Here is a 23,997-nt window from a genome sequence, read left to right on the forward strand (position 1 = left end):
CCATGACCGCACTCCTTCAGGGGAGCGCCCCCGCGGGCGGGCAGGAGACGCGAACCGTCGTCCTCCCGCCCCGGCGGGCGCGCCGACCGCACCTTCAGCGCCACACGCTGTTCGCCTACGCGCTCATGGCGCCGGCGCTGGTGATGTTCACGGTGGTCTTCATCGTTCCGATCGTCTACTCGGGCTGGCTGAGCCTTCGGGGCCGCGAGGCCTCGGGCGGCGGTGCGTTCGCACCGCGCGAGGAGACCTTCGTCGGCTTCGCCAACTACGCCTCCGTCGTCGCCGATCCGACCTTCTGGGCGAGCCTCGGGCGGCTCGGGATCTACGCGATCATCATGGTCCCGCTGCTCATGGGCACCTCGATCCTGCTCGCGCTGCTGCTGGATCTGCCGCGCGCGAAGGCGAGATCGTTCAGCCGCACCGCGATCTTCCTGCCGTACGGGGTGCCGAGCGTGATCGCGGCGCTCATGTGGGGCTTCCTGTACGTGCCGGACATCAGCCCCGTCTACCAGCTGGCGCACGGCCTCGGCGTCGAGCTGCCGAACCTGCTCCGCGGCGACTGGGTGTACATCGGCATCGTCAACGTCGTGCTCTGGGGCGGCATCGGCTTCAACACCGTGATCATCTACACGGCGCTGCAGTCGCTGGACCGCTCGCAGATCGACGCCGCACGGATCGACGGCTGCGGGGAGGGGCGCATCGCCTGGTACATCAAGCTGCCGCACGTCGTTCCCGCGACGATCGTGACAGGGCTGTTCTCCGTGATCGGCGCGCTGCAGATCTACAGCGAGCCGGCGATGCTGTCCACACTGACGAACTCGATCGACTCGACGTTCTTCCCGTTGATGCGCGTGTACCGCGACGCGTTCGCGCACGACGACCTCAACTCGGCCGCCGCGGCATCCATCCTGCTGGCGCTCGGCACGGTGGTGCTGTCCCTGCTCGTGCTCGGCGGACGGACGCTCGCGACGAGGAAGGTCACCCGATGAGCCTGCTCAAGACGCGCGAGAGCGCGACCCGCCCTCCCGCGTACGACCGTCCGGCCGGCGACCGCCGGCGCGGGGTGCCGATCGGCGCGATCCTGCCCACGACGGTGCTGATCCTCGCCGCGGTGTACTTCCTGCTGCCGGTGGTGTGGGTGTTCTTCTCGGCGACGAAGTCGTCCGCCGAGCTGTTCACCACGCCCTCGTTCAGCTTCGGGACGGCGCTGTGGGACAACCTCGTCGAGCTGTTCACCTATGAGAACGGCGGCTTCGCGAAGTGGCTGGGCAACAGCTTCCTGTACAGCATCGTCGGCGCGCTCGCCTCGACGCTGTTCTCCGCGGGCGCGGGGTACGCCCTGGCGATGTACGACTTCCGCGGCAAGAGGGCGATCATGGGCGGCCTCCTCGGCGGCGTGCTGCTGCCGACCATCACGCTGGCGATCCCGCAGTACCTGCTGTTCGCCCAGATCGGCCTGGCCAACACCTACTGGGCCGTGCTCATCCCGACGATGATCACCCCCTTCGGGATCTACCTCGCCTACGTCTTCGCCCGCGCGTCCGTGCCCGTCGAGCTGCTGGAGGCGGCACGTGTGGACGGATCCAGCGAGTGGCGCACGTTCCGCGCCGTCGGACTGCCGATGCTCCTGCCGGGTCTCGTCACGATCTTCCTGCTGCAGTTCATCGGCGCCTGGAACAACTTCCTGCTGCCGTACATCATGCTCACCAAGTCGGACCTGTTCCCGATCACGGTGGCGATGTACATGATGCTGAACCGCGGCGGCAGCGAGCCCATCCTCTATACCCTGGCGATCGCGGGAGCCGCGATCGCCATCATCCCGGTCGTGGCCTTCGTGCTCGTCCTGCAGCGCTACTGGCGCCTCGACCTCGTCTCAGGGAGTCTCAAGTGACCACTGTCGGATTGATCGGATCCCGCGCCAACGGCCTCATCGCGAAGGAGCTCGGCGTCGACTACGTCGAGCCCGCGATCGTCGGCAACGTGGTGCTCATCGGCGAGGACGGCTCGCTGAGCCTGAATCCGGAGTTCGCGGGGGAGCGGTACCCCTCGTTCGCGATCCTGCTGCCCGGCAGCATCCGGGTGTCCGACCCGTCGTTCGACTTCGGCGCCGTCGAGGACTACTTCCGGAGCGTCTTCGCGCTGCTCGCGGAGGTCGCCGAGCCGGGTGCGAAGATCGTGTTCGGGTCCGGCGGCGCTCGCCGCATCCCCGAGGGCGTCGAGCGGGCGGCGGCGGAGGCGCGCTTCGCCGAGTCCGTCGTCGCGGCCCGGGATGCGGCTGCCGCGCATGGCCTGCGCGTGATCCTCGAGCCGCTGAACAAGGGCGAGACGAATCTCATCCACACCCTCGGCGAGGCGGTCGCCTTCCTCGACGACCACGGGATCGAGGGAGTGCCCGTGGTCGCCGACCTGTATCACATCGAGCAGGAGGGCGAGCCGCTCTCGTCGGTGACCGAGCACATCGACCGCATCGGCCATGCGCACATCGCGGATGCGGGACGGCTGTGGCTCGGCGCCGGCGGCGGGCAGTGGCGCGAGTTCGTGGCGACCCTGCGGGCAGGCGGGTTCGACGGCCCGGTCTCCCTGGAGTGCAACTGGGGCGAGGACCTCGAGACGGAGATCGCCGCATCGATCGCCGCGCTCCGCGCGCTGCCGTAGAGGCGGACGGAAGCCGCTGGCGCCGACGCTCAGCGGATGCCGTGACGATTCGCGGACCGATCCTGCGGGGACGTCCGTGAATCGGCATGATGTCCGCGAGACGCCGGACCGGGCGGATCGAGGCGCTGCCCGGCACGGCCCGACGGCGCCTCGATCGCCGCGCCGCCCGGTGGTCGACCTCGGGCGTCGCGCCTAGGCGCTCGCGCTGAGGGCCGGCCCGTCGGTCAGGTCGACCTCGAACCGGTAGCGGTCTCCGCGATAGATCGACCGGACGGACTCGACCCGGCGTTCGTCCGCCGTCCACGTCACGCGATCGACGAGCAGCGCAGGACTCAGCGGCGCGACGCGGAGGAGACGCGCCTGCTCCTCGTCCGTCACCGTCGCCTCGATGGTCTGCGTGCCGCTGTGGAGCTCGATCCCGTAGTTCGCGCGCAGGACGGCATAGAGGGAGTTCCCCTGCAGCTCCTCGACCTGCAGGCCCGGGACGAGGTCTGCGGGCAGGCGCAGCGACTCGAGCGCCATGGGCTCGCCGTCGGCGAGCCGGAGCCTGCGGATGCTGAGCACCGGCGCACCGGGTGAGATCTGGAGGACGGCCCCGGTGCGCGCGCCGGCGATGCCCTCTGACACGCTGATGATCTGCGAGGAGCTCGTCATCCCGCGGGCCTGCATGTCCTCGGTGAACGACTGCATGCGGAACTGCTTGGTGATCTTCGGTCGTGTCACGAACGTGCCGACCCCTGGACGTCGCTCCAGGCGTCCTTCGCCGATGAAGTCGTCCAGAGCGCGTCTCAGAGTCTCCCGCGCGACCCCGAAATCCCGGATGAGGTCCCGTTCCGGCGGAAGGCGATCGCCGGGGGCGGTGTCGTCGATCAGGGACCGCAGCTCTCTGCGCAGTTCGTCGCCCTTGACCCTCGCCATGTCGCCCGCCCCCTTCGTTGTCGTGCCGTGGAAACTCTATCAGGCGGTGTGGTATAGACCGCAGATGATTCCTCCGGATCTTTGTTTCCCTCTTGACTCCGATGCAATCGGAGGATAGCCTGGCCGAAATCTCACGTGGTATAGACCACAATCTCCACGAGATGCAATCAAGTAGACCACATGCAGGGTTACGACAGCAGGAGAGGCAGATGTATCCAATGAGGAAGTCCGTGTGGGGAGTAGGGGCCATCGCCGTCGTCTCTGCTCTGGTCCTGTCCGGTTGCGGCCCGTCGTCCGGTCCGGACGCCGACGGCGTCACCACGGTGAAGATGGTCCTCTGGCCCGGTCCGGAGGGCGACGCGATGCAGAAGGTCGTCGACGCCTACAACGCCGGTCAGGGAGAGGAGGACGGCATCGAGGTCGAGATGGTGCTGCTCAGCCGTGACGACACGTTCGCCCGCGAGACCACGGAGATCGGCGCGCAGTCGTCGGAGCTCGACATCTACTTCGTCGCCACGTACAACGTCGGATACTTCTCCGTCGGGCTCGACCCGCTCGCCGGCGTCGACATCGACGAGGGCGACTACTTCGAGACCTCCATCGACGGCCTGACGATCGACGACGAGCTGTATGCGCTCCCGCTCGACGTCAGCAACCACTTCCTGTACTACCGCACGGACCTCATCGATCAGCTGCTGAGCGATCCCGCCTGGCAGGACGAGTACCGCACCATCGCGCAGGATGTCATCGGCGAGGCTCGTGATCCCAAGTCGCCGGAGGAGTGGGACATCGACGACTACCACGCCGCCGCGGCGTTCTTCTCGCAGACGGCGAACCCCGACTCGCCGACCCGCTACGGCACGGCGCTCCAGCTGAAGACATCGCCGTTCAACATCACCCTGTGGAACGACCTCCTGTGGGGCGCCGGGGGCGGATGGGCGGACGGGGACACGGCCACCCTCGACTCTCCGGAGGCGGAGAAGGTCAACGCGGTGTACTCGGACATCTACGACAGCCAGTACACCTCTCCCGACGCGGCGCAGGCCGAGTACGCCGAGACCAACGCGGCGCTCCAGAGCGGCAGCGCGGCCTTCGCCCTGCAGTGGTCGTCGGCGTACGCCGAGCTCACGGACCCCGAGCGCTCTCCCGAGATCGCGGACAAGATCGCCGTCGCTCCCATCCCCGGCGATCCCCACAGCACGCACGTGCACTCGCTCGCCGTCGGACTGAACGCCTACTCCCGGAACAAGGACGCCGCGAACACCTGGCTCAGCTACCTCGCGACGCCGGAGGCCATGGCGGAGTACGCGCAGGCAGGCGGCATCCCCTCGATGCCCGAGGTCCTCGCGGACAATGTCGACATCAACCCGGCCTTCGACCTGATCGCTGACCAGGTCGCCCAGTACGGCTACACGCCGCCCATCTTCGCCGGCACGTTCGAGGCGATGACGGACCTCGTCGAGGCGCTGAACCCCGCCTGGGTCGGTGTCGCCTCCTCGGACGAGGCGCTCGCGGAGGCCGACGAGGCGCTTCAGGAGCTGCTCGACGAATGAGTCTCATGCCCCCGATCGCCAAGGCAGAGCGGCGGCACGCCGCGGGCACCGGTCGTCCGGCCGGTGCCCGCGGTCGCGGCGTCCCGCACGGGATCGTGCGCTGGGCGCTCAGCGCACCGCTTCTCGTCTTCCTCGCCGTCTTCACGGTGATCCCGACGTTCTACGGGCTGTGGATCAGTCTGACCGACCGGTCCATCCTCAACCCGAACGGCCAGTTCGTCGGATTCGAGAACTTCGGAAGCATCCTGAGCGACGGCGACTTCTGGCAGAGCCTGTGGTTCACCCTGTGGTTCACGGTCGTGACGACGCTGTTCGTCCTGATCACCGGGCTCGCGCTCGCGGTCGCGATGAACAGGCGCTTTCCGGGCAAGAAGCTGCTGTTCACGCTCCTGCTCCTGCCGATCATGGTGGCTCCGGCCCTCATGGGCCTCATGTTCCGGCTGACGCTGAACAGCGACATCGGCCTGACGTCTCGCCTGCTGAGCACCATCGGCCTGGACCTCAACCTCTTCTCCCCGGACACGGTGACGAACCTGCTCGTCGCGCTCGAGGTGTTCCAGTGGACGCCGTTCGTGTTCCTCATCTGCTACGCGGGCCTGCAGGGACTCCCCGACGAGCTCTACGAGGCCTCGGCGCTGGACGGCGCGGGGCCGTGGCGGACCTTCCGCAGCATCACGCTGCCGCTCATGGCGCCGGTGCTGTTCACCGCCGGCTTCCTGCGCGGCGTCGACGCGCTGCGGACCTTCGACGTGATCTACGTCCTCACCGGCGGCGGCCCGGGGACGATGACGACCACCATGACCATCTACATCTACAAGCAGGCCATCATCGAGGGCGACTTCGGAGTGGGCACGGCCGCCGCGGTGCTCATCCTGCTGATCATGATCCCGCTGGTCCCCGTGGTGATGAAGCGGATCGTCGTGCAACCGGGAGACGTGAAATGAGCGCCATCGAGACCTCACGCGCGACGCCGGCCCGTTCTTGGCTCGTGACGATCGGCATCGCCGTCGTCGCCCTGCTGGTGAACCTGCCGTTCCTGACGGCGCTGGCCGCCAGCTTCAAGACCACCGCAGCGATCAACAGGAATCCGCTCGCGCTGCCGTTCGGTGCGGACGCCACGATCGAGCACTACGAGAACGCGCTGTACGCCGCCGGCTACGACTTCCCCCGGTTCTTCCTGAACAGCACCGTGATCGCCGTCGTGTCGGTCATCGTGGTGCTGCTGATCTCCGTTCCGGCGGCGTACGCGATGGTCCGGTTCCACCTGGGCGGTCGCCTCCTGCTGTACGGCGTGGCCGGCCTGCGGCTGCTGCCGCCGATCTTCTTCGTCCTGCCGCTGTTCGCGATGTTCACCCAGTGGCGCATCATCGACACGCTCTGGGCGATGATCATCGTCGACGTCTTCCTCAACATCCCGATCGTGGTGGTGCTGCTGACGCGCGCCATCGCCGAGCTGCCCATCGAGATCGAGGAGGCGGCGCAGGTCGACGGCGCATCGACGCTGCGGACCCTGACGACCGTCGTCGTCCCGCTCCTCGCGCCGTCCATGGTCGCCGCGGCCGTCATCACGTTCCTCTTCACCTGGAACGACTACCTGTTCGCCGTGGTGATGACCACCACCAACGCCCGCACGGTGACGGTGGGGGCGACCAACTTCATCACGAGCGCCGGCGTGCTCTGGGGAGACATCTCCGCGATCACCGTCCTGTCCGTCGGCATCCCGATCCTGCTCGCGATCTTCGCGCAGCGCTACCTCGTCAGCGGTCTCGCCGCCGGCGCCGTGAAATGAGCATCCTATGAGCATCAACGCATCATCCGCACCCCGCACCGTCATCGTCACCGGCGGCGGCACCGGCATCGGCCGCGGGATCGTCGAACGGTTCCTGCGAGACGGCGACCGCGTCATCGCCGCGGGACGGCGCGCCGATCCGCTGAACGAGCTTCGAAGCGCTTTCGCCGAGCTTCCGGGCGAGGTCGTGCCCGTGATCGCGGATGTGACGACCGGCGAGGGCCGCTCCGCCATCGTCGCGGCCGCCGCCGAGGGCGGCCGGTCGATCGACGTCCTCGTCAACAACGCCGGCGTGACGGCGATGTCGCCGCTGCTGGAGTACACCGTCGACGAGTGGCGGACCGTCTTCACCACCCACGCGGAGGCCATGTTCTTCCTGGCCCAGGCCGTCGCCCCCTCGATGCGCGACGCGGGCAGGGGGCGCATCATCAACATCGGCTCGGTGTACGGCTCCCTCGGCCTGAACAACTCCTTCTACGGCGACTCCCTGCCCTGGGAGACCGACGGCGGGCATGGCCCGATCCGCGAGGTCGCCTACTCGGCCGCGAAGGGCGCCGTCCTGCAGCTGACCCGCGAGCTGGCGACGGCCCTCGGCCGATGGGGCATCACCGTGAACTCCGTCACCCCCGGCATGATCCCCGTCGACGCGATCCCGATGCCGGAGGCGACGAGGGAGCGGCTCTCCGCCTCGACGCCGCTCGGCCGGGTCGGCACGCCGGCGGAAGTCGCCGGCGTCGTGAACTTCCTCGCCGGCGACGAGGCCTCGTTCGTCACCGGCGCGGAGTTTCGCGTCGACGGCGGCTGGTCGATCTGGTGAGCGGGGATCGGACATGATGGCGACCATCCCGCAGAGCCCGCGCGGCCCTTCCGAGGCGGAAGGGGCCGGGACCCGCGGCACGCTCGCGGTCGACGTCGGACAGACCGGATTCCGCCTCCGTATCGATGACGGCGACCTCGAGGAGGTCTCGCTCGGCGTCACGGCGCTGACCGACGACGCCCGCGTGGGGGCGCTCGCGCAGCGCATCGCGGGTCTGGTCCCCCCTGACGCCCGCATCGAGAGGGCGGGGGTGGGGCTGTCCGGGTTCGTCGTGGACTCGGACGCGCCTCACATCCTGGCGGATGAGCTGCGCCAGTCGCTCGGCATCCGCAGCGTCGTCGTCGCCGCCGACGCCGTGACGGCCTTCCTCGGAACCGTCGGGGCGCGGCCGGGGACGGTCGCGATCTGCGGCACGGGCGTCGCAGCACTGGGCATCGGCACGGGCGTCCCGCCGCGGCGGATCGATGCCCGCGGATATCTCCTCGGGGATTTCGGCAGCGGCTTCTGGATCGGCCAACGGGGTCTGCAGGCGGCGCTCGACGCCCGGGAAGGACGCGGGGAGTGGACGGCTCTCGCGGTGTCCAGCGAACGGCTGGGGACGCCTGCGGAGATCTACCTCGAGGCGATGGGCTCCACGCCGCCCGCGAAGTTCGTCGCCGAGTTCGCGCCGGACGTCATCCGTGCGGCGGAGGGCGGGGATGCCGCGGCAGCGGGCATCGTGCGCTCCGCGGCCGAGGAGCTCGCGCGGACGATCCGAGCGGCGCGCATCTCCGCAGGACCCATCGGGCTGACCGGGGGGCTGGCGCGCGCACCGCTGTTCGTGGCGGAGATCCGGGCGGCGCTCGTCCGGCTCGGGATCCCCGTTGACGACCTCCTCGTCGAGGCGGATGCCGCGCTCGACGGGGCTCGGGTCGTCGCCGAGGACACGACCATCCGACCGGCGTTCGCCGGTCTCATCGCAGTGAAGGAGTAAGAATGCTCGACCTCGAGACGCTTCGTGGACGCCTCATCGTGTCCTGTCAGGCGCCGGACGGGTCGCCGTTGCGCGATCCGGGAATCATCGCCGCCATCGCCGAGGCGGCCGTGCTCGCCGGCGCGGCGGCGGTGCGCATCAACAGCGCCGAGCACGTCGCCGCCGTCCGCACGCGCGTGGACGTTCCCATCATCGGGCTGGAGAAGGTCGTCACCGAGGGGAGGCAGTGGATCACCCCCACCGCCGACCGCGCGAAGGCGCTCATCGATGCCGGCGCCGACATCGTCGCCATGGACGCGACCCTGCGGGAACGGGGGGAGCATCCCGGCGTGGACGAGCTCCTTCCCGCGGTCCGTGCGCTGGGCGTGCCCGTGATGGCGGACATCGACGACTTCGATGCTGGCCGGCATGCCGGCGAGCTCGGCGCCGAACTCGTGGGAACGACGCTGTCCGGCTACACGAGCATCCCCCAGGATCGTGCCGGCGACCCCGACATCGAGCTGGTCGGGCGGCTCTCCGGCCTGTCGGCCCCTGTGATCGCAGAGGGGCGCATCAAGTCGCCCGACGAGGTCCGCAGCGCCTTCGCGGCCGGAGCATTCGCCGTCGTCGTAGGGACATCCATCACCGATCCGATGGCGCTGACCAGGCGCTATCTCGCCGCCGTACCCACGCTCACGAAGGGAGCACCCGCATGAGTGCCCACGCCACCCGCATCGCCGTCGCCGGAGCCGGTCGAATGGGGCAGGTCCACTGCCGGATCGTCGCGGAGAATCCGCGCGCCGTCCTCGCCGCCGTCATCGACCCGTTCGAGGAGAGCGGTCGCCGCGTCGCCGAGCGGCACGGGGCGCCGTGGTTCCCGACCCTGGCGGCCGCCCGCGAGGCGGTGGAGCTCGACGGCGTCATCATCGCCGTGCCGGACAGACTGCATGTCGGCGTGACGGTCGAGGCGCTCGAAGCCGGCCTCCACCTCCTCGTCGAGAAGCCGCTCGCCGACACTCTCGACGGCGCCCGGGCGATCGCCGACGCCGCGGCCGCGGCGACAGGGACGAAGGTCCTCGTCGGCCACGTCCTGCGTCACGACCCGCGCTTCCGCTCCGCGGCGAAGATCGTCGCCTCGGGGGCGGTGGGCGAGCCGGTCCACTTCCGCGCCTCGCGCATCGTGCCCCGCAGCGTCGGCTTCGCGAACAACGGTGCGTCCCCCATCTACATGTATCAGGGCATCCACGACATCGATCTGGTCCAGTGGATCGCGGGCAGCCCGATCGTCCGCGTCTCCGCGACCACTGCCGCGAAGGTGCTCCCCGCCGCGGGGAAGGACGGCGTCGACGTCGCGCTCATCCTCGCGGAGCTGGAGAACGGCTCCGTCGGGACCATCGAGATCTCCTGGGCGCTCCCGGAGTCGACGCCCAGCGGCCTGGCATCCCAGTTCGAGCTGTACGGCACCGACGGGGCCGTGAAGGTGGACGTCACCGCCGAGGGGATCGCGCTGGACACGCTCACCGGCTTCCGCCTTCCGAACACGATGCTCGATCCGGAGCTCGACGGCGTCCTCGAAGGGGTCGTCCCGCAGCAGTTCGACTACTTCCTCCGGATGATCGAGTTCGGCCTCCCCAGCCGGATCGGGATCGAGGAGGCGGTGTCCGCCACTCGGGTCCTCGACGCGATCGAGGAGTCGCTCGCGACACGGGCCTGGGCGGACGTCCGGGTCTGAGGCCGTCGAGTCGGGGCGACGATCAGCGGATACCGCGACGATTCACGGACCGATCCTGCCGGGACGTCCGTGAATCGTCAGGGCATCCGCGAAACGGCGGGTCGGATCAGGCGAGCAGCGCTCCGACCTCGGCATCCGACAGCCGCCCGTCGGCGACGACGCCGCGGAACGAGAGGGTGAGAGCCTCGTCCGCGTCGAGGCGCACCGGCGCGTCCCAGGCCAGCGACGAGCCGATGCCGGGGTAGTCGGCGACGCGCACGAACCACGGATCCGCAGCCGTACGCGCATCGTCCGGGGCGAGCCCGACGGTGGCCTCACCGCCGGGGAACCGCGCCGAGAACGCGATCCAGTCGGACGAGGAGCCGTGCACGGCCTCCTCGCCGGAGGCGTCCGCCGTGCGCACGTCCACGTCCTCCGAGGCGGGGAAGCGCCAGGCGAAGCCGCCGTACCCTCCGCCCTGACGGCCTTCGCTCCCGGGGCTGCCGAGCACGAGGGGAGCCCCGGCAGCACGCAGGGTCGTGGAGATGCGGAACCGCCACGCGCGTGGATCGTCCGAGGGGTGCAGTTCCCATCGGGTCTCCTCGGTGAGCAGGACGCCGCCGGACGGCGCGATCCAGTCCGCGGTCGAGGTGAAGCCGTCGCCCGTGCGCGCGAAGGACGTCGGCTGGACGCGGCCGTGGTCGTCGAGCCAGCGATAGCCCTCGCCCCGGACGTAGGTCGGCCCGCCCCAGAGGTTCACGCCGTTCACGTGCTGCACGGCGACCGAGACGCCGAGGTGCCAGTCGTGGTCGGCGGGGTGGGCATCCGTGACGAGGACACCCCCGATCGTGCGGACCGGATGCAGGAAGGGGCGGGGACCCGAGGAGGTGGCGACGGACGAGCCGTCGTCGCGGACGGCTACGACGGCATCGGAGACGCGCAGCTCCTCGACGACGCCGGTGTGCGCAGGCGAGGCGAAGGGGGCGCGGATCTCGCTGAACAGGGCGCCGGACCGGGCCGCGCGCTTCACCCACACCGCGACGTCGTCCACGGACACGTGCTCCGCGGTCGTGGTGAGGGCGTCGCGCGGGATGGGGCGGGGAGCGGGCGCCGTGCGCACGGCCTCGAGGACGGCCATGTACGCGCCGGTGTCGATGAGGGGGCTCAGGAGCGGCTCTCCGGTGTCGCGATGGTCGAGGAACTGCTCGAAGAGCTCGATGCGCCCCGGGTTCGAGACGCGGCCGTCGGGGTACGTGAGGAGATCCTCGGTGTACGAGAAGACGACGTCCGCGGAGGGCGTGCGCACCTCGATGAGAGGCTCAGGGTGCTCGTCGGCGGCGAGGGTGAGCGCGGCGGACACGATGCGGCCGTCCGACAGGGTGATGCGCGCGCTCGAGGTGTCGTCCGCCTCGATGTCGTTGGCCCGGTACAGCTCCAGCTCGATGCGCGCGATGTCCTCGCGGCGGCGAGCTCCAGCGATGCGCAGCGATGTCGCGATGGCATGGGACAGCGCGTTGGTCAGCACCCCGTCGACGACCGGCCGGCCGTCGAGCTCGCGCCTGCCCGCCCAGGCCGAGCGGGACCAGTAGGAGAGGTCGCGCCGCCACGCCGCCCAGGTGGCGACGGAGGTCGGTGCACCGAGCGCGGTGAGCTCGTCGAGGGCGTGCGAGCCGAAGCTCTGGAAGCCCACCTGGATCGACCGCCCCGTGCTCTCCTGCAGCGCGAGCAGCTCGGTGAACTGCGCCATCGTCGCGACGGGAGGCTTCTCGAGATAGACGTCGCTGCCGGCTTCGAGGGCGCGGGAGGCCAGCGCGAAGTGCGTGTTCGTCGGGGTGGCGACGATGACGACGTCCGGACGGATGCCGGAGGCGAGAGCTTCGTCGAGCGTGGGCCAGCTCGTGACCGTGGAGCCGTAGCCCTCGTCCGGTCCGCCCTTCGGATCGGCCAGGCCGATGAGCTCCACCCGGTCGCCGAGGCGTTCGAGGTTGCGCAGGTGCACCGCCCCGTATCCGTGCGCCCCGACGAGGAGGACGGTGGTGCGGGCGGGCAGGGAAGTCATTTCGTCTCCAGGCGTTCGGATGCGGCGGCGCATCGGCTCCATCGTATAGGAAAGCGCTTACCGCATGGTGCTCCGCCTCCGGTTCGTGGTCGCGATCCGAACCGGTTATGATGGCATGACGCGTCCGCGCTTCGGCCGGTCGCATGGAGACGTCGCATAGTCAGGCCTAGTGCACCACCCTGCTAAGGTGGAGTCCTCGCAAGGGGACCGAGGGTTCAAATCCCTCCGTCTCCGCCAAAAATATCTGATCAGCCCTGGTTTTTCGACCGGGGCTGAATTGCTTTCCCGAGCTCTCGTGAGGTGCTCCGGCGATCAGTGTCCCCACAGCGTCCAGAGAACCCGGGGGCAGTGCACGCAGTGCCAGTTATCGCCTGGAGCGGACGCTGTGGAAGAGAACCTCGATCACGGCCGCATCCGCCCCGAGCCTGCCCGCCTCGGATCAGGACCCGGATGCACGGCGAGGATAGTCGGTATAGCCGTGCTCGCCGCCGGTGTAGTGGGTCTCGGGATCGTGCTCGTTGAGCGCGGCGCCCCGTCGCCAGCGATCGGCGAGGTCTGGATTGGAGAGGAACGGGCGTCCCACGGCGACGACGTCCGCCTCGCCGGCATTCAGGATGCGTTCGACGTCGTCGATCGAGGTCACCTCGACGAAGCCCGTGTTCAGGATGAAGCTCCCGGAGAAAGCTTCGCGGAGATGGATGACGAGCTCGGCCGCGGGGTCTCCGAGCACGTGAAGGTAGGCGAGTCCGAGGTCGTCGATGCCGGCGAGCAGCGCGTCGTAGGTCGAGCGGGTCGCCGTCTCATCGTCTTCGATCACGTCCTGGATGTTGAATGCCGGACTGATGCGGATGCCGGTGCGATCGGCGCCGATGGCCGCGGCCACGGCACGGGTGAGGTCGATAGCGAATCGCGCCCGCTTCAGGGGATCCGCTCCGTAGGCGTCATCGCGGCGGTTGCTCGAGGGGGCGAGGAACTGGGGGGGGGGGGGTAGCCGTTCGCTGCATGGATCTCGACTCCGTCGATCCCCGCCGCGATGGCGTTCTCCGCCGCGCGGACGTACTCGGCGATGACGTCGGTCACCTCGTCGGTCGAGAGGGCGCGCGGCGTGGGGTAGGGCTGACGACCCGTCGGGGTCACGATCTCGCCCGACGCGCGGATGGCACTGGGCGCGACGGTTTCGAGTCCGCCCTTGTTGTCGGGGTGGGAGATGCGTCCGCCGTGCATGAGCTGCACGACGAGACGACCACCGCCGGCGTGTACGGCATCGGCGACGGCCCGCCAGCCGTCGCGTTGGTCGTCGGAGTGGATTCCCGGGGTGGCGAGGTAAGCCTGCCCGACCGCGCTCGGCTGCGTGCCCTCGGTGATGATGAGCCCGGCGCCGGCGCGCTGCCCGTAGTAGCGGGCGTTCAGCGCGGTCGGCGCCGTCGTAGGCGTCCGGTTCCTGGTCATCGGCGCCATCACGAAACGCTGCGGCAGCGCCCAGCGCCCGACCCTCACGGGCTCGAAAGCCTTCGACATTCGTACTCCTCCTGTTGGTTCGATGCACGTCGCCCGGTCTGACGTGACGGATCCCGGCGGCGCTTTTCGAGTATATTGTACCAAGCGACCAAAAACGATGCGCAGTGGCGTCGCCCATACCGCGAAGGGAACCCATGTCAGACACGCTCGCGAACCGCCGGACTCTGGACACGCCATCGCGGCTGGCGATGCCGGTGATCGTGCTCTCGGTCTTCGTGACGCCGCTCGCGATCACCGGAACGGCGGTGACCATCCCGCAGGTGGCCGTCGAGCTGGGCTCGGATCCGGTGCAGCTGCAGTGGATCGTGAACGGCTTCAACGTCTCGTTCGCGCTGTTCACCCTGGTGTGGGGTGTGGTCTCAGACCGGATCGGCTACAAGGCGACGGTCATCGCCGGCAACGTGCTCGGCATCGTCGCAGGCGCCGTCAGCGCCTCCGCCGCCACGCTGTTCGCACTCGATATCGGGCGGGTGCTCGCCGGCATCGCCGGCGCCGCGGTTTTCACCGGCGCATCCGCTCTCCTCTCCAATGCCTACGGGGCCACGGCTCGCACCCGTAATTTCGCGATCTTCGGCACTACGATCGGGCTGGGTTCCGCACTGGGGCCGACGCTCTCCGGACTGCTGACGGGGTGGTTCGACTGGCGCGGCGTGTTCGTCGCCTTCGGCGTGGTGGCGCTCCTCGCCGCCGTGCTCGGCGGCGTGCTGCCGAATCCGCGTCACGAGCGTGTCCCCGGCCGGAGGATCGTGGACTTCTCGCTGCTGCGCAACCCGCACTTCCTGGCGATGTGCCTCGTTCCTGTCGCTGCCGGTGTCGGCACGGTCACCCTCGTGACCTATCTGCCCGTCGCCTTCGGAGCCGTCTACGGACTGTCCGCGCCGGTCGCGGGACTCTTCATGCTCGCGTGCACCATTCCTGTGCTGGTGTGCCCGATACTCGTCAGCCGGGTCATGCAGCGCTTTCCCCGGGTGACGGCGATGGGCGTGATCTACACGGCGCTGATCGTGCTCGTCGTCGGTGACATCGGGATGCAGCTGGTCGGCGTCGTCCCGGCCCTGTGGAACATCCCGTCCATGATCCTCGTCGGCGCGGGCTTCGGGCTCACCATCGGGCTGGTCGACGCAGAGGCTCTGGCTGCCGTCCAGCCGGACCGTGCGGGAGCGGCGGCCGGCGTTCTCAACTTCGTCCGGCTGGGCAGCGAGGCGATCGTGATCGCCGCGTTCGCCGCCGCCCTCGCGTGGCAGGTCGGCCTCCGCATCCCGGATGCTCAGCTGGCGCAGGACGTCGCCGCCGGTGCTCCCGGCCACGGTGCCGACTACGCGGTCGGATACCACATCGTGCTGGTCGCCGTCGCGATCCTCGTCGCCGTCACGGGCCTGGCGATCACGCTGCTGCATCGCGCGCGTCTCCGCGGAGAGCGCGATGCGGCAGCGGTATCCGCTCACGCGATCGCGCCCTGACGCGATCGCACCTCACGAATCCCACTCATAGGAATGGAGCAGGACATGCACGCCATCCAGATCACCTCCCACGGGCCCGTCGCGGTCCTCCGCCCGGCCGAGCTCGCCCGGCCGGCAGCCGCGCCCGACGGCGTGCTCGTCAAGACCGAGTACGCCGGCGTCAACTACCTCGACGTCCAGGTCCGCGAGGGGCTCTTCGGCATCCCCACGCCGTTCACCGGAGGCTTCGAGGGCGCCGGCACGATCATCGAGGTCGGGTCTGAGGTCGCCGATCTCGAGCCGGGACAGCGCGTGGTCTGGTCGAACGTGCTCGGCTCGTACGCGGAGTATGTCGCCGTGCCGGCCACGCACGCGGTGCCGATCCCCGACGGCCTGTCCTCGGCGGTGGCGGCGGCGGTGCAGGTGCAGGGGATCACCGCCCAATACCTGTCCACGGACGCCTACGCCGTGCGAGCCGGGGACACGATCGCGGTGCACGCCGCAGCGGGGGGAGTGGGACAGCTCCTGACCCAGTTCGCCAAGGATCGCGGTGCCCGCGTGATCGCGACCGCATCCTCGCCGGCCAAGGCGGATGCCGCCCGTCGTCTGGGCGCGGACGAGGCGGTCGCCTACGGCGATCTGGTCGCCCGCGCGCACGCGCTCACGGGAGGCGCAGGACTCGACGCCGTCTTCGACGGCGTGGGGGTCGCCACGTACGAGGAGAGCGTGCGAGCCCTCGGCGTCCGCGGGACGCTCGTGCTCTACGGCGAGGCGAGCGGCGTCGTCCCGCCCTTCGACCCGGCCGAGTTCGGCGGCCGATCCGTGACCCTCGTCCGCCCCTCCTTCGGTGACTACACGCGCACCCGCGAGGAGATCCGCGCTCGTTCGGCCGCGGTGCACGAGGCGCTGCTCGAGGGAAGGCTCACCGTGGACGTAGACGCCGACCGGACCCTCGACGATGCGGCCGAGGCGCAGGCCCTCCTCGAGGAGCGCCGCAGCACGGGGAAGATCGTCCTGCGCGTCTCGTGACGCGCGTTCTGTACCGAGCGGTCAACGAGAGTCCTAGGATGAGCCCATGGCACGCCCCCGTAAGTTCGACGAGCACTCTACCGTTCAGACGGCGCGGGATGTCTTCCGCCGACGCGGCTACGCGGCGACCTCCATCAGCGACCTCAGCGAGGCCACGGGACTGGGCAAGGGGAGCATCTACAACGCCTTCGGCGACAAGGAGACTCTGTATCGACGCGCCTTCGACGACTACTGCCGAGCTTCGATCAGCACCTCCGACGCCATCCTCGACGACGCCGACGCGGGCATCGAGGCGGCCTTCGCCTACGTGCATCAAGTGGTCGAGGACACCGTCGCCGACGAAGAGCACATCGGATGCATGATCGCCAAGGTCACGACCGAGCGCGTCCCCGAGGCACCCGCCGTCCTGGAGGAGGCCTCTGAGACCCTCCGGCACATGGAGAGCCTGCTGGGTGACGGCATCCGGCAGGGCCAGGCCGTCGACCAGATCGACCATGCGCTCGACCCGGATGAGCTGGCACTCCTGCTGCTCTGCATCACGCGCGGCATCGACGCCCTCGGCAAGGCCGGCTACACCGCCGCCGAGCTCGAGCGCATCGAGCAGGTCAGCCGGCGCCTCATCGTCGGAGACGTGTCGACGCCGGCGGCTGGTTCGTAGCCGACGGGGGACGGCGTTCCGCGTGCGGTGGCCGCCCAGAGCCGCGGAACCTCACCCGCTCAGCCCAGTCCGGGCTTCACGCGCGGCCTTTGCGGGACGTCCTGCCACAGGACGGCGGCGGCGGCGTTGGCGCGGTCCACCATGACAAGCACCCTCTGGCCGCTGCGCGGACACCTTCTGGCGGGCACCGTCGTGTTGAATCGCACGGTCTGCGGAGGCAGGCCGGGAGCTTCGACCACTCCCTCCACGAGTGCGGCGTAAGAGAAGGAGTCCGGGGCGGTGTCCGGTTGCGGGCAGGTCCCCACGCGCAGGGCGCCGCGTACGGGATCATGCATCCGTCTGATCTTCCACCAGGTCGCCAGGCCCATACCGGACGCACTCTCATACGATGCCGTCATCGCCGGAATCGTTCTGCCCCGCGGCATCGACCTCACAACCGTCGCGGCTCCGTCGTCCTGAGGGGTATGAACACCATCTCTCGGCGGGTCCTGCTCGTCATCACGGCGGCCCTCGGCCTCTACGTCGGCGTGTGGGCCGGCGTGTTCCCGGAATCCTTCTTCTCGTCCTTCCCCGGATTCGGGCTGCACTGGATCGACATCAGCGGCGTCTACGACGAGCACCTGATCCGTGACGTCGGCAGCCTGCACCTCGGCCTGACGGCGATCACGATCTGGGCGATCGCGAGCCGGACGGCCCAGGCGGGCCGACTCGCGGGCCTGGGATGGGCGGTCTTCGGCACGCTGCACTTCGTGTTCCACCTCACGCACCCGGCGGGCGAGACGCTCGACATCGCCGGGAACAACATCACGCTGCTGCTGAGTCTCATCCTCGGTATCCTCCTGCTGTTGCCGCCGCGTCGCCGGCCGGCTGCGAAGGGGGCAGAGGCATGAGCCGCATCGCCGTCGCCGGAGGGACGGGCGCCGTCGGAAGGCATGTCGTCGGCGCGGCGCAATCGGCCGGGCACGAGGTCGTCGTGCTGGCTCGCTCGACCGGTGTGGACCTGATCGGCGGCAAGGGGCTGACGGCGGCTCTCGAGGGAGTGGACGCCGTCATCGACGTGTCCTCGATCGGCACCCTCTCGGCGAAGGCCTCCGTCGACTTCTTCGAGACGGCGACTCGAGACCTCCTCGCCGCGGAGAAGGAGGCGGGCGTCCGTCACCATGTCGCCCTCTCCATCGTCGGGGCGGCGGACGCGGATTCCGGCTACTACGCGGGCAAGGCGGCGCAGGAGCGGATCCTCATGGCCGAGCCGGACGGGTGGTCGATCCTGCGTGCGACGCAGTTCCATGAGTTCGCCGCGCAGATGGTCGATCGCGGTGCCGTGCTGGGGGTCATCGTCGTCCCGAAGATGCTCTCGCAGCCCGTGTCGGCCTCCGAGGTCGCCGTCGAGCTCGTCGCCATCGCCGAAGGCGCACCGCGCGGGCTCGCGCGGGACCTCGGCGGGCCGATGCCGGAGCGGATGGCCGACATGGTGCGTCGGTATCTGCGCAGGATCGGCAGGCGCACGCCCGTGCTGGAGGTCCGCCTGCCCGGCCCGATGGGGCGCACGAGCGCCGACGGATCGCTTCTGGCCGGCTCGGATGCGAAGCTCGGTTCGGAGACGTTCGAAAGATGGCTCGAGCATCCGGCGTCGTAGCGTCGGAAAGGCGGACTGCGATGAGGAGGCGGGCATGACCGCGGATGCCGTGGACGACGAGGTCGTCAACGAGAGACGCCACCTCCTTTCCCTCGCCTTCCGCATGCTCGGGACCATCGCCGAGGCGGAGGACGCCGTGCAGGAGACCTATGCGCGCTGGTACCGTCTCGCGCCCGCCGACCGCGACGCCGTGCGATCGGTTCGCGGGTGGCTGACGACGGTCGCGAGCCGGGTCTGCCTGGATGTCCTCACCTCCGCGCGGGTCCGTCGGGAGCGCTACGTCGGGCCGTGGCTGCCGGAGCCGCTCCCCGTTGCGGCGTTCGCCGATGCCGGAGGCGCGGACCCGCTGGATCGGGTCGCCCTGGACGACACCGTCAGCAGCGCCCTGCTCATGGTCCTGGAGTCGCTGACTCCCGCAGAGCGCGTCGTCTTCGTGCTGCACGACGTCTTCGCCGTGCCGTTCCCGGAGATCGCCGAGGCGGTCGGCCGTGCGCCGACGGCGTGCCGGCAGCTCGCCTCCACGGCGCGGCGCAAGGTGCGCGGTTCGCCGTCCAGGGAGGTCTCCCGCCAGGAGCACGACCGGGTGGTCCAGGCGTTCGCCGCAGCCGCTCGATCCGGCGACCTCGCCCGTCTGGTCCGCGTGCTCGACCCGGACGTCGTCCTGCGCTCCGACGGCGGCGGCGTCGTCAGCGCCGCGCGCAAGCCGGTGCTCGGCTCGGACCATGTGTCGAGATTCGTCCTCGGCGTGCTGCGGAAGCATCCCGAGGTGGAGGTCCTGGAGCAGGACACGAGCGACGGCCTGGGATTCGCCATGTGGCTGGAGGGGCGCATCGTCGGCGTCGTCACGCTCGAGGTCGCCGCCGGCCGGGTGGTGGACGTGAAGATGGTGCTCAACCCCGCCAAGCTCTTGCTGTGGAACTGACCTCGACCCTGATCGGCCGGGTCTCCGGCGCGGGGGCGGATGCGCGCCTGCATGCGCGGAATCCAGGGAACTTCCACTCGGAGGTTTTCTGCTACTCTGACTGCGGGCAGCATCGGATGCCCCGTGTTCCTGCAAGAGAAGGAAGGTCATCGTGGCCCTGCCAGAAGCCTCGGTCCAGCTGTACACCCTCGCCGCGGAGTTCACCGCCGACATGGCGGGCTCGCTCGACAAGCTCGCCGCGATCGGGCTGCGCAACGTGGAGGCGTTCGACTTCGTCCGCCGCCCCGCCGAGATCCGCGCCGCGCTGGACGCCTCGGGGCTCGCCTCGCCCACCGGGCATGCGCCGCTGCTCTCGGACGAGCTCTGGACGCCGGACGGCTCGATCCCCACTCCCGCTCCCGAGGTCGTCTTCGAGGCGGCCGCCGAGGTCGGCCTCAAGACCGTCATCGACCCGTTCGTCGCACCGGAGCGCTGGCTCACGCTCGAGGGCGTCACGGACATCGCCGACCGCCTGAACGCGCTCGTGGAGAAAGCCGCAGGATTCGGGCTCCAGGTCGGCTATCACAACCACGCGCAGGAGTTCGTCGCCGACTTCGACGGCCAGACCGCGTACGAGCGCTTCATCGCCCTCACGGACGAGCGCGTCGCCATCGAGCTCGACCTCTACTGGGCGCTGGTGGGCGGACAGGACGTCACGGCCCTGGCCTCCCGCCTCGGCGACCGCCTCGTGGCCGTGCACGTCAAGGACGGCGTCGCCCCCGAGAAGAACCCCTTCGCACCGGGCGCGGAGTCCTTCGGATCGGGCAGCCTCGACCAGCGCCACGCCGGAACCGGCGACGTCCCTCTCGCCGAGGCGCTGCGCGCGGCCTCGGCCCTGGAGTACGCCGTCATCGAGTACGACAACGCGCCCGGTGACGTGTTCGCCGACGTCGCGGCCAGCTACGCGTTCCTCGTCGACGGCGGCTTCGCCCGATGAGCGCTGTCGGAATCGGCATCATCGGTGTCGGCGTCATCAGCGACACCTACCTCACCAATCTGGCGGCGTTCCCCGACGTCGAGGTCCTCGTCGTCGGCGATCTGCTCCTCGATCGCGCGCAGGCGCAGGCCGAGAAGTACGGTGTTCCCGCCTTCGGCTCGGCGGAGGACGTGCTCGCCCACCCCGGCGTCGACGTCGTGGTGAACCTGACCATCCCCGCGGTGCACATCGAGGTCTCGCGTGCGGCGATCGCCGCGGGGAAGCACGTGTGGACCGAGAAGCCGCTGGGCCTCGACCGCGACGGCGCCGCAGCGCTGCTGCGGGAGGCGGAGGCGGCCGGACTCCGGATCGGCTCGGCGCCGGACACCCTGCTCGGCCCCGGCTTCCAGGCGGCACGGCGCGCGATCGAGGACGGCATCATCGGCCGCCCGCTGTTCGCGCAGACCGCGTTCCAGACGCAGGGGCCGGATCTGTGGCATCCGAATCCGGCGTTCCTCTTCGCTCAGGGGGCCGGCCCGCTGCTCGACATGGGACCGTACTACTTCTCGGCGCTCGTGAGCCTGCTCGGTCCTGTCGACCGGGTCTCCGCCGTCGGATCGAAGGCCCGCGAAGAGCGCGAGATCCGTACGGGTCCGGCGGCAGGCACGATGTTCCCGGTCGAGGTGCCGTCGACGATCCAGATCGTGACCGCCTTCGAGCAGGGCGCGCAGGCGCAGAGCCTGCTGAGCTTCGACTCGGCGCTCGAGCGTCACGGCGTCGTCGAGATCCACGGCACCGAGGGCACCATCGTCATCCCCGACCCGAACCAGTTCGCCGGGCGCATCGCCTACGTCAAGCCGCTCGGCGTCATCACCGACAGCGCGAAGCCCGTGCAGGAATGGATCGAGATCACGCACGAGGACGTCGAGGTCGGCCGCGGCCTCGGCGCCCTGGACATGGTGCGCGCGATCGCCGCGGGGCGCCCGCACGTGGCATCCGGCGAGCTCGGATTCCACGTGCTCGACATCCTGCTCTCCGCGCAGGAATCGGCCGCCACGGGGAAGACCGTCGTCGTCGAGAGCACCGTCGCACCCGTGCCGCTGCTGCCCGAGGGATTCGATCCCTTCGCCGCCACGCTCTGACACCTGTCGAGCTCCGGACGAAGGGCCGGCGACCGCCTGGTCGCCGGCCCTTCGTCTCGTGCGTGCCGCCTCTTCCTCGCCGGCGGCCCGTCGGACCGACCACGCGGCACCCCGCCGAGAACAGCCGTCTTCGGCAGGGCCCCTGCCGCTCAGCGCCGCCCGAGGGCGGCGAGCTGTCGTCGCCAGTCGGCGGGCACGCGGTCGGCGGGACCGGGGGAGGGCTGGTCCTCCGGACGGCTCTGCGGGGGCGCCAGCTCCGGTCCCTCGACGCCCGTCTCCGCGACGAAGTCCCAGAACCAGTCCTCGCCCGGCTCGAAGCTGCGGATGACGCGGTGGCCCGTCGCGCGGAAGTGCGCGGTGGCGTGCTGCGCCGGTGAGGAGTCGCAGCATCCGATGTGGCCGCACGTCGCGCAGCGGCGCAGATGCACCCACCATCCGCCGACCTCGTCGCAGTCGATGCATCCGGTACCGGACGGCGGGACGGTCGGGTCGATTCCGATGTCGGTCATGGCGCTGCCTCCCGTGCGGTAGCCTACGCGTGAATCCCCGGGGAACGCGGCGGGTGAGGGAACGGAGGCAGGAGATGGCCGAGCAGACGGACAGGCACGTCACCGATCCGGAGCTGGCTCCGCGGCTGACGGATGCGCAATGGGAGCGGCTGCTGTCCCGAGGCGTCCCTCGCGACGTCGCCGCGGGAGACCTCGTCTTCCGGACCGGCCAGCGCGACTACCCGATGATCCTCGTGGAGTCCGGCGAGGTGGAGCTGGTGCGCGACTCGCTCGCCTGGCTCGACGAGGAGGTGCTCGCCGTGATGGGGCCGCGCTCCTTCGCCGGGGAGCTGGGGCTGCTGAACGGTCAGCGCGCGTTCCTGTCCGCCCGTGCGACGGGCCCGGGGCGGATCCGAGAGGTGTCCCGCCCCGATCTCCGCCGCCTGCTCGCCGAGGACGACGAGCTGGGCGACCTGATCCTGCACGCGTTCTGGGCACGGCGGGAGTCGCTGCGCCGCGGCTCCGCGGCGATGACCCTGAAGATCGTCGGCGAGGCGGGAACCAACTCCTATCTGTCGCTCAGGCGCTTCGCCGAAAGGCTCGATCTCGTCCATCTGGCCGTCGAGATCGATCCGGAGCACCCGGCGGACCCGCGGCACGCGCAGTATGCCAAGGAGGACCTGCCGATCGTCTTCCTGCAGGGACAGCCGATCACGCGCGCGACCCCCGGCATCCTGGCCGAGCAGCTCGGCCTCAGCTACGAGCCGGGCGACGAGGACGTCGTCGATCTCGTCGTCGTCGGCGGGGGACCGGCGGGTCTCGCCTCGGCGATCTACGCGGCGTCCGAAGGCCTCAGCACGGTCCTCGTGGATGCCGTCGCCCCCGGTGGGCAGGCGGCATCGACCTCGCGCATCGAGAACTACCTCGGATTCCCCTTCGGGGTGAGCGGCGGAGGCCTCACCGGGCAGGCGACGCTGCAGGCGATCAAGTTCGGCGTGCGCGTGTGCGCGCCGTGCGAGGCGGTGAGCCTGCAGTCCAGGGGCGACGCCCTCGCCGTCACGCTGTCGGACGGCCGCGCGATCCTGGCGCGCTCCGCGATGGTCACGTCCGGGGCGACCTACCGGAGTCTGCGGCTCGACCGCTGGGACGACTTCGAGCGCAACGGCATCCACTACGCGGCGACGGCGCTGGAGCTCAGGCAGGTCGTCGATGCGCCCGTCGTCGTGGTCGGCGGGGCGAACTCGGCCGGCCAGGCCGCGCTCTACCTGTCCGCGAACGGCTGCGACGTGCATCTCGTCGTGCGCGGCGACGATCTGCGCGCGCGGATGTCCTCCTATCTCGTCGACCGCCTCATCGAGGACCCGCGCATCCACGTGCACCTCGGCGCGAACGTGACGGCTCTCGGCGGCGGAGCGACGCTTGAATCGGTCGTCATCGACACAGCGGGCCGCGTCGACGCCCGAGGGCTGTTCTGCTTCATCGGCGCCGAACCTGCGACCGGATGGCTGGCCGACCTCGACCGCGACGAGGCCGGGTTCATCCGCACCGGCACCGATGTCACGCAGCAGTCGCTGGAGCGCTGGCAGACGATGGGCAGGGAGCCGTTGCCGTTCGAGACGTCCGTGCCGCGGGTGTTCGCGGCCGGAGACGTGCGGCGCGGCTCGATGAAGCGGGTCGCCGCCGCGGTCGGCGAGGGTTCGAGCGCCGTCGCATCGGTCCACCGCGCGCTCGCCGCGGTCTGACGCCCGGAGCGCTG

Annotated in this window: 25 protein-coding genes and 1 tRNA gene; 20 read left to right on the forward strand and 6 right to left on the reverse strand. The window is 70.1% G+C overall.

All coding sequences use genetic code 11. The features are described 5' to 3' along the window. Positions 1-2: 2 nt before the first annotated feature. Genes ACYVGQ_RS18235 through ACYVGQ_RS18245 form a run of 3 tightly spaced genes read left to right on the forward strand, consistent with a single transcriptional unit; the run spans position 3 to position 2,655 of the window. Positions 3-989, forward strand: a complete 987-nt coding sequence (locus tag ACYVGQ_RS18235) for a carbohydrate ABC transporter permease (protein WP_460786108.1) — start codon at positions 3-5, stop codon at positions 987-989. Next, positions 986-1,891 carry a carbohydrate ABC transporter permease gene (locus ACYVGQ_RS18240; RefSeq protein WP_460786109.1) on the forward strand — a complete coding sequence of 302 codons (906 nt, stop codon included), beginning with the start codon at positions 986-988 and terminating at the stop codon, positions 1,889-1,891. The genes ACYVGQ_RS18235 and ACYVGQ_RS18240 overlap by 4 nt, the downstream gene beginning before the upstream one ends. Further along, on the forward strand, positions 1,888-2,655 hold the full coding sequence (locus ACYVGQ_RS18245; RefSeq protein ID WP_460786110.1) for a sugar phosphate isomerase/epimerase family protein: 768 nt from the start codon (positions 1,888-1,890) through the stop codon (positions 2,653-2,655). The genes ACYVGQ_RS18240 and ACYVGQ_RS18245 overlap by 4 nt, the downstream gene beginning before the upstream one ends. Positions 2,656-2,847: 192 nt before the next feature. On the opposite strand, the gene ACYVGQ_RS18250 is transcribed toward ACYVGQ_RS18245, so the two are convergent. Beyond that, complete coding sequence (locus ACYVGQ_RS18250) at positions 2,848-3,573, reverse strand: GntR family transcriptional regulator (RefSeq protein WP_460786111.1); 726 nt, start codon at positions 3,571-3,573, stop codon at positions 2,848-2,850. A 218-nt stretch (positions 3,574-3,791) separates the two neighbouring features. Here ACYVGQ_RS18250 and ACYVGQ_RS18255 point away from each other — a divergent pair, with 218 nt between their 5' ends. The 7 genes from ACYVGQ_RS18255 to ACYVGQ_RS18285 are packed head-to-tail and all read left to right on the forward strand — an operon-like array spanning position 3,792 to position 10,416. Then, positions 3,792-5,126: an ABC transporter substrate-binding protein gene (locus tag ACYVGQ_RS18255; protein WP_460786112.1), complete on the forward strand. Its 1,335-nt coding sequence runs from the start codon at positions 3,792-3,794 to the stop codon at positions 5,124-5,126. Next, positions 5,123-6,070: a carbohydrate ABC transporter permease gene (locus ACYVGQ_RS18260; protein WP_460786113.1), complete on the forward strand. Its 948-nt coding sequence runs from the start codon at positions 5,123-5,125 to the stop codon at positions 6,068-6,070. Before ACYVGQ_RS18255 ends, ACYVGQ_RS18260 begins: the two co-directional genes overlap by 4 nt. Next, a complete protein-coding gene (locus tag ACYVGQ_RS18265; RefSeq protein WP_460786114.1) occupies positions 6,067-6,915 on the forward strand; it encodes a carbohydrate ABC transporter permease in 849 nt (282 codons plus the stop codon). Before ACYVGQ_RS18260 ends, ACYVGQ_RS18265 begins: the two co-directional genes overlap by 4 nt. Positions 6,916-6,922: 7 nt before the next feature. Then, positions 6,923-7,732, forward strand: a complete 810-nt coding sequence (locus ACYVGQ_RS18270; RefSeq protein ID WP_460786115.1) for an SDR family NAD(P)-dependent oxidoreductase — start codon at positions 6,923-6,925, stop codon at positions 7,730-7,732. A gap of 13 nt (positions 7,733-7,745) precedes the next feature. After that, positions 7,746-8,705, forward strand: coding sequence for a BadF/BadG/BcrA/BcrD ATPase family protein (locus ACYVGQ_RS18275; protein ID WP_460786116.1), 960 nt, complete (start codon positions 7,746-7,748; stop codon positions 8,703-8,705). Between the two features lie 2 nt (positions 8,706-8,707). Beyond that, on the forward strand, positions 8,708-9,400 hold the full coding sequence (locus ACYVGQ_RS18280) for an N-acetylmannosamine-6-phosphate 2-epimerase (protein ID WP_460786117.1): 693 nt from the start codon (positions 8,708-8,710) through the stop codon (positions 9,398-9,400). Beyond that, a complete protein-coding gene (locus ACYVGQ_RS18285; RefSeq protein ID WP_460786118.1) occupies positions 9,397-10,416 on the forward strand; it encodes a Gfo/Idh/MocA family protein in 1,020 nt (339 codons plus the stop codon). Before ACYVGQ_RS18280 ends, ACYVGQ_RS18285 begins: the two co-directional genes overlap by 4 nt. 106 nt (positions 10,417-10,522) lie before the next feature. On the opposite strand, the gene ACYVGQ_RS18290 is transcribed toward ACYVGQ_RS18285, so the two are convergent. Beyond that, positions 10,523-12,454 carry a DUF6807 family protein gene (locus ACYVGQ_RS18290; RefSeq protein ID WP_460786119.1) on the reverse strand — a complete coding sequence of 644 codons (1,932 nt, stop codon included), beginning with the start codon at positions 12,452-12,454 and terminating at the stop codon, positions 10,523-10,525. Between the two features lie 145 nt (positions 12,455-12,599). Here ACYVGQ_RS18290 and ACYVGQ_RS18295 point away from each other — a divergent pair. Beyond that, a tRNA-Ser gene (locus ACYVGQ_RS18295) sits at positions 12,600-12,691 on the forward strand. 202 nt (positions 12,692-12,893) lie between these two features. On the opposite strand, the gene ACYVGQ_RS18300 is transcribed toward ACYVGQ_RS18295, so the two are convergent. Both ACYVGQ_RS18300 and ACYVGQ_RS18305 read right to left on the reverse strand, forming a co-directional pair. Beyond that, the gene (locus ACYVGQ_RS18300) at positions 12,894-13,376 is read right to left on the reverse strand and encodes an oxidoreductase (RefSeq protein WP_460786150.1); all 483 of its coding nucleotides are present in this window, start codon (positions 13,374-13,376) and stop codon (positions 12,894-12,896) included. After that, the gene (locus ACYVGQ_RS18305; RefSeq protein WP_460786120.1) at positions 13,373-13,972 is read right to left on the reverse strand and encodes an oxidoreductase; all 600 of its coding nucleotides are present in this window, start codon (positions 13,970-13,972) and stop codon (positions 13,373-13,375) included. Before ACYVGQ_RS18305 ends, ACYVGQ_RS18300 begins: the two co-directional genes overlap by 4 nt. Before the next feature lie 134 nt (positions 13,973-14,106). Between ACYVGQ_RS18305 and ACYVGQ_RS18310 the strand changes: the two genes are divergently transcribed. From ACYVGQ_RS18310 to ACYVGQ_RS18320, 3 genes are read left to right on the forward strand one after another with little or no spacing between them, the layout of a single operon-like run. After that, on the forward strand, positions 14,107-15,432 hold the full coding sequence (locus tag ACYVGQ_RS18310) for an MFS transporter (protein ID WP_460786121.1): 1,326 nt from the start codon (positions 14,107-14,109) through the stop codon (positions 15,430-15,432). Between the two features lie 45 nt (positions 15,433-15,477). After that, the gene (locus ACYVGQ_RS18315; protein WP_460786122.1) at positions 15,478-16,440 is read left to right on the forward strand and encodes a quinone oxidoreductase family protein; all 963 of its coding nucleotides are present in this window, start codon (positions 15,478-15,480) and stop codon (positions 16,438-16,440) included. Positions 16,441-16,486: 46 nt separating this feature from the next. Further along, entirely contained in the window at positions 16,487-17,098 is a 612-nt protein-coding gene (locus ACYVGQ_RS18320; RefSeq protein ID WP_460786123.1) for a TetR/AcrR family transcriptional regulator, read from the forward strand. Positions 17,099-17,157: 59 nt separating this feature from the next. Here the strand turns inward: ACYVGQ_RS18320 and ACYVGQ_RS18325 are convergent, their stop codons facing one another. Beyond that, positions 17,158-17,496, reverse strand: coding sequence for a hypothetical protein (locus tag ACYVGQ_RS18325; protein WP_460786124.1), 339 nt, complete (start codon positions 17,494-17,496; stop codon positions 17,158-17,160). A gap of 66 nt (positions 17,497-17,562) precedes the next feature. Here ACYVGQ_RS18325 and ACYVGQ_RS18330 point away from each other — a divergent pair, with 66 nt between their 5' ends. The 5 genes from ACYVGQ_RS18330 (at position 17,563) to ACYVGQ_RS18350 (ending at position 21,753) form a co-directional block, all read left to right on the forward strand. Beyond that, positions 17,563-17,988 carry a hypothetical protein gene (locus ACYVGQ_RS18330; protein ID WP_460786125.1) on the forward strand — a complete coding sequence of 142 codons (426 nt, stop codon included), beginning with the start codon at positions 17,563-17,565 and terminating at the stop codon, positions 17,986-17,988. Beyond that, positions 17,985-18,734: an SDR family oxidoreductase gene (locus ACYVGQ_RS18335; RefSeq protein ID WP_460786126.1), complete on the forward strand. Its 750-nt coding sequence runs from the start codon at positions 17,985-17,987 to the stop codon at positions 18,732-18,734. The genes ACYVGQ_RS18330 and ACYVGQ_RS18335 overlap by 4 nt, the downstream gene beginning before the upstream one ends. A 34-nt stretch (positions 18,735-18,768) precedes the next feature. Then, positions 18,769-19,656: an RNA polymerase sigma factor SigJ gene (gene sigJ, locus ACYVGQ_RS18340; RefSeq protein WP_460786127.1), complete on the forward strand. Its 888-nt coding sequence runs from the start codon at positions 18,769-18,771 to the stop codon at positions 19,654-19,656. A 151-nt stretch (positions 19,657-19,807) separates the two neighbouring features. Next, on the forward strand, positions 19,808-20,632 hold the full coding sequence (locus ACYVGQ_RS18345) for a sugar phosphate isomerase/epimerase family protein (RefSeq protein ID WP_460786128.1): 825 nt from the start codon (positions 19,808-19,810) through the stop codon (positions 20,630-20,632). After that, complete coding sequence (locus ACYVGQ_RS18350; RefSeq protein WP_460786129.1) at positions 20,629-21,753, forward strand: Gfo/Idh/MocA family protein; 1,125 nt, start codon at positions 20,629-20,631, stop codon at positions 21,751-21,753. Before ACYVGQ_RS18345 ends, ACYVGQ_RS18350 begins: the two co-directional genes overlap by 4 nt. Before the next feature lie 149 nt (positions 21,754-21,902). Here ACYVGQ_RS18350 and ACYVGQ_RS18355 read toward each other — a convergent pair whose 3' ends face one another. Continuing rightward, entirely contained in the window at positions 21,903-22,262 is a 360-nt protein-coding gene (locus tag ACYVGQ_RS18355; protein ID WP_460786130.1) for a UBP-type zinc finger domain-containing protein, read from the reverse strand. Positions 22,263-22,336: 74 nt separating this feature from the next. Here ACYVGQ_RS18355 and ACYVGQ_RS18360 point away from each other — a divergent pair, with 74 nt between their 5' ends. Continuing rightward, the gene (locus ACYVGQ_RS18360) at positions 22,337-23,983 is read left to right on the forward strand and encodes an FAD-dependent oxidoreductase (RefSeq protein ID WP_460786131.1); all 1,647 of its coding nucleotides are present in this window, start codon (positions 22,337-22,339) and stop codon (positions 23,981-23,983) included. The last annotated feature ends 14 nt before the right edge of the window (positions 23,984-23,997 follow it).

It is taken from the genome of Microbacterium tumbae (genome assembly GCF_054780175.1).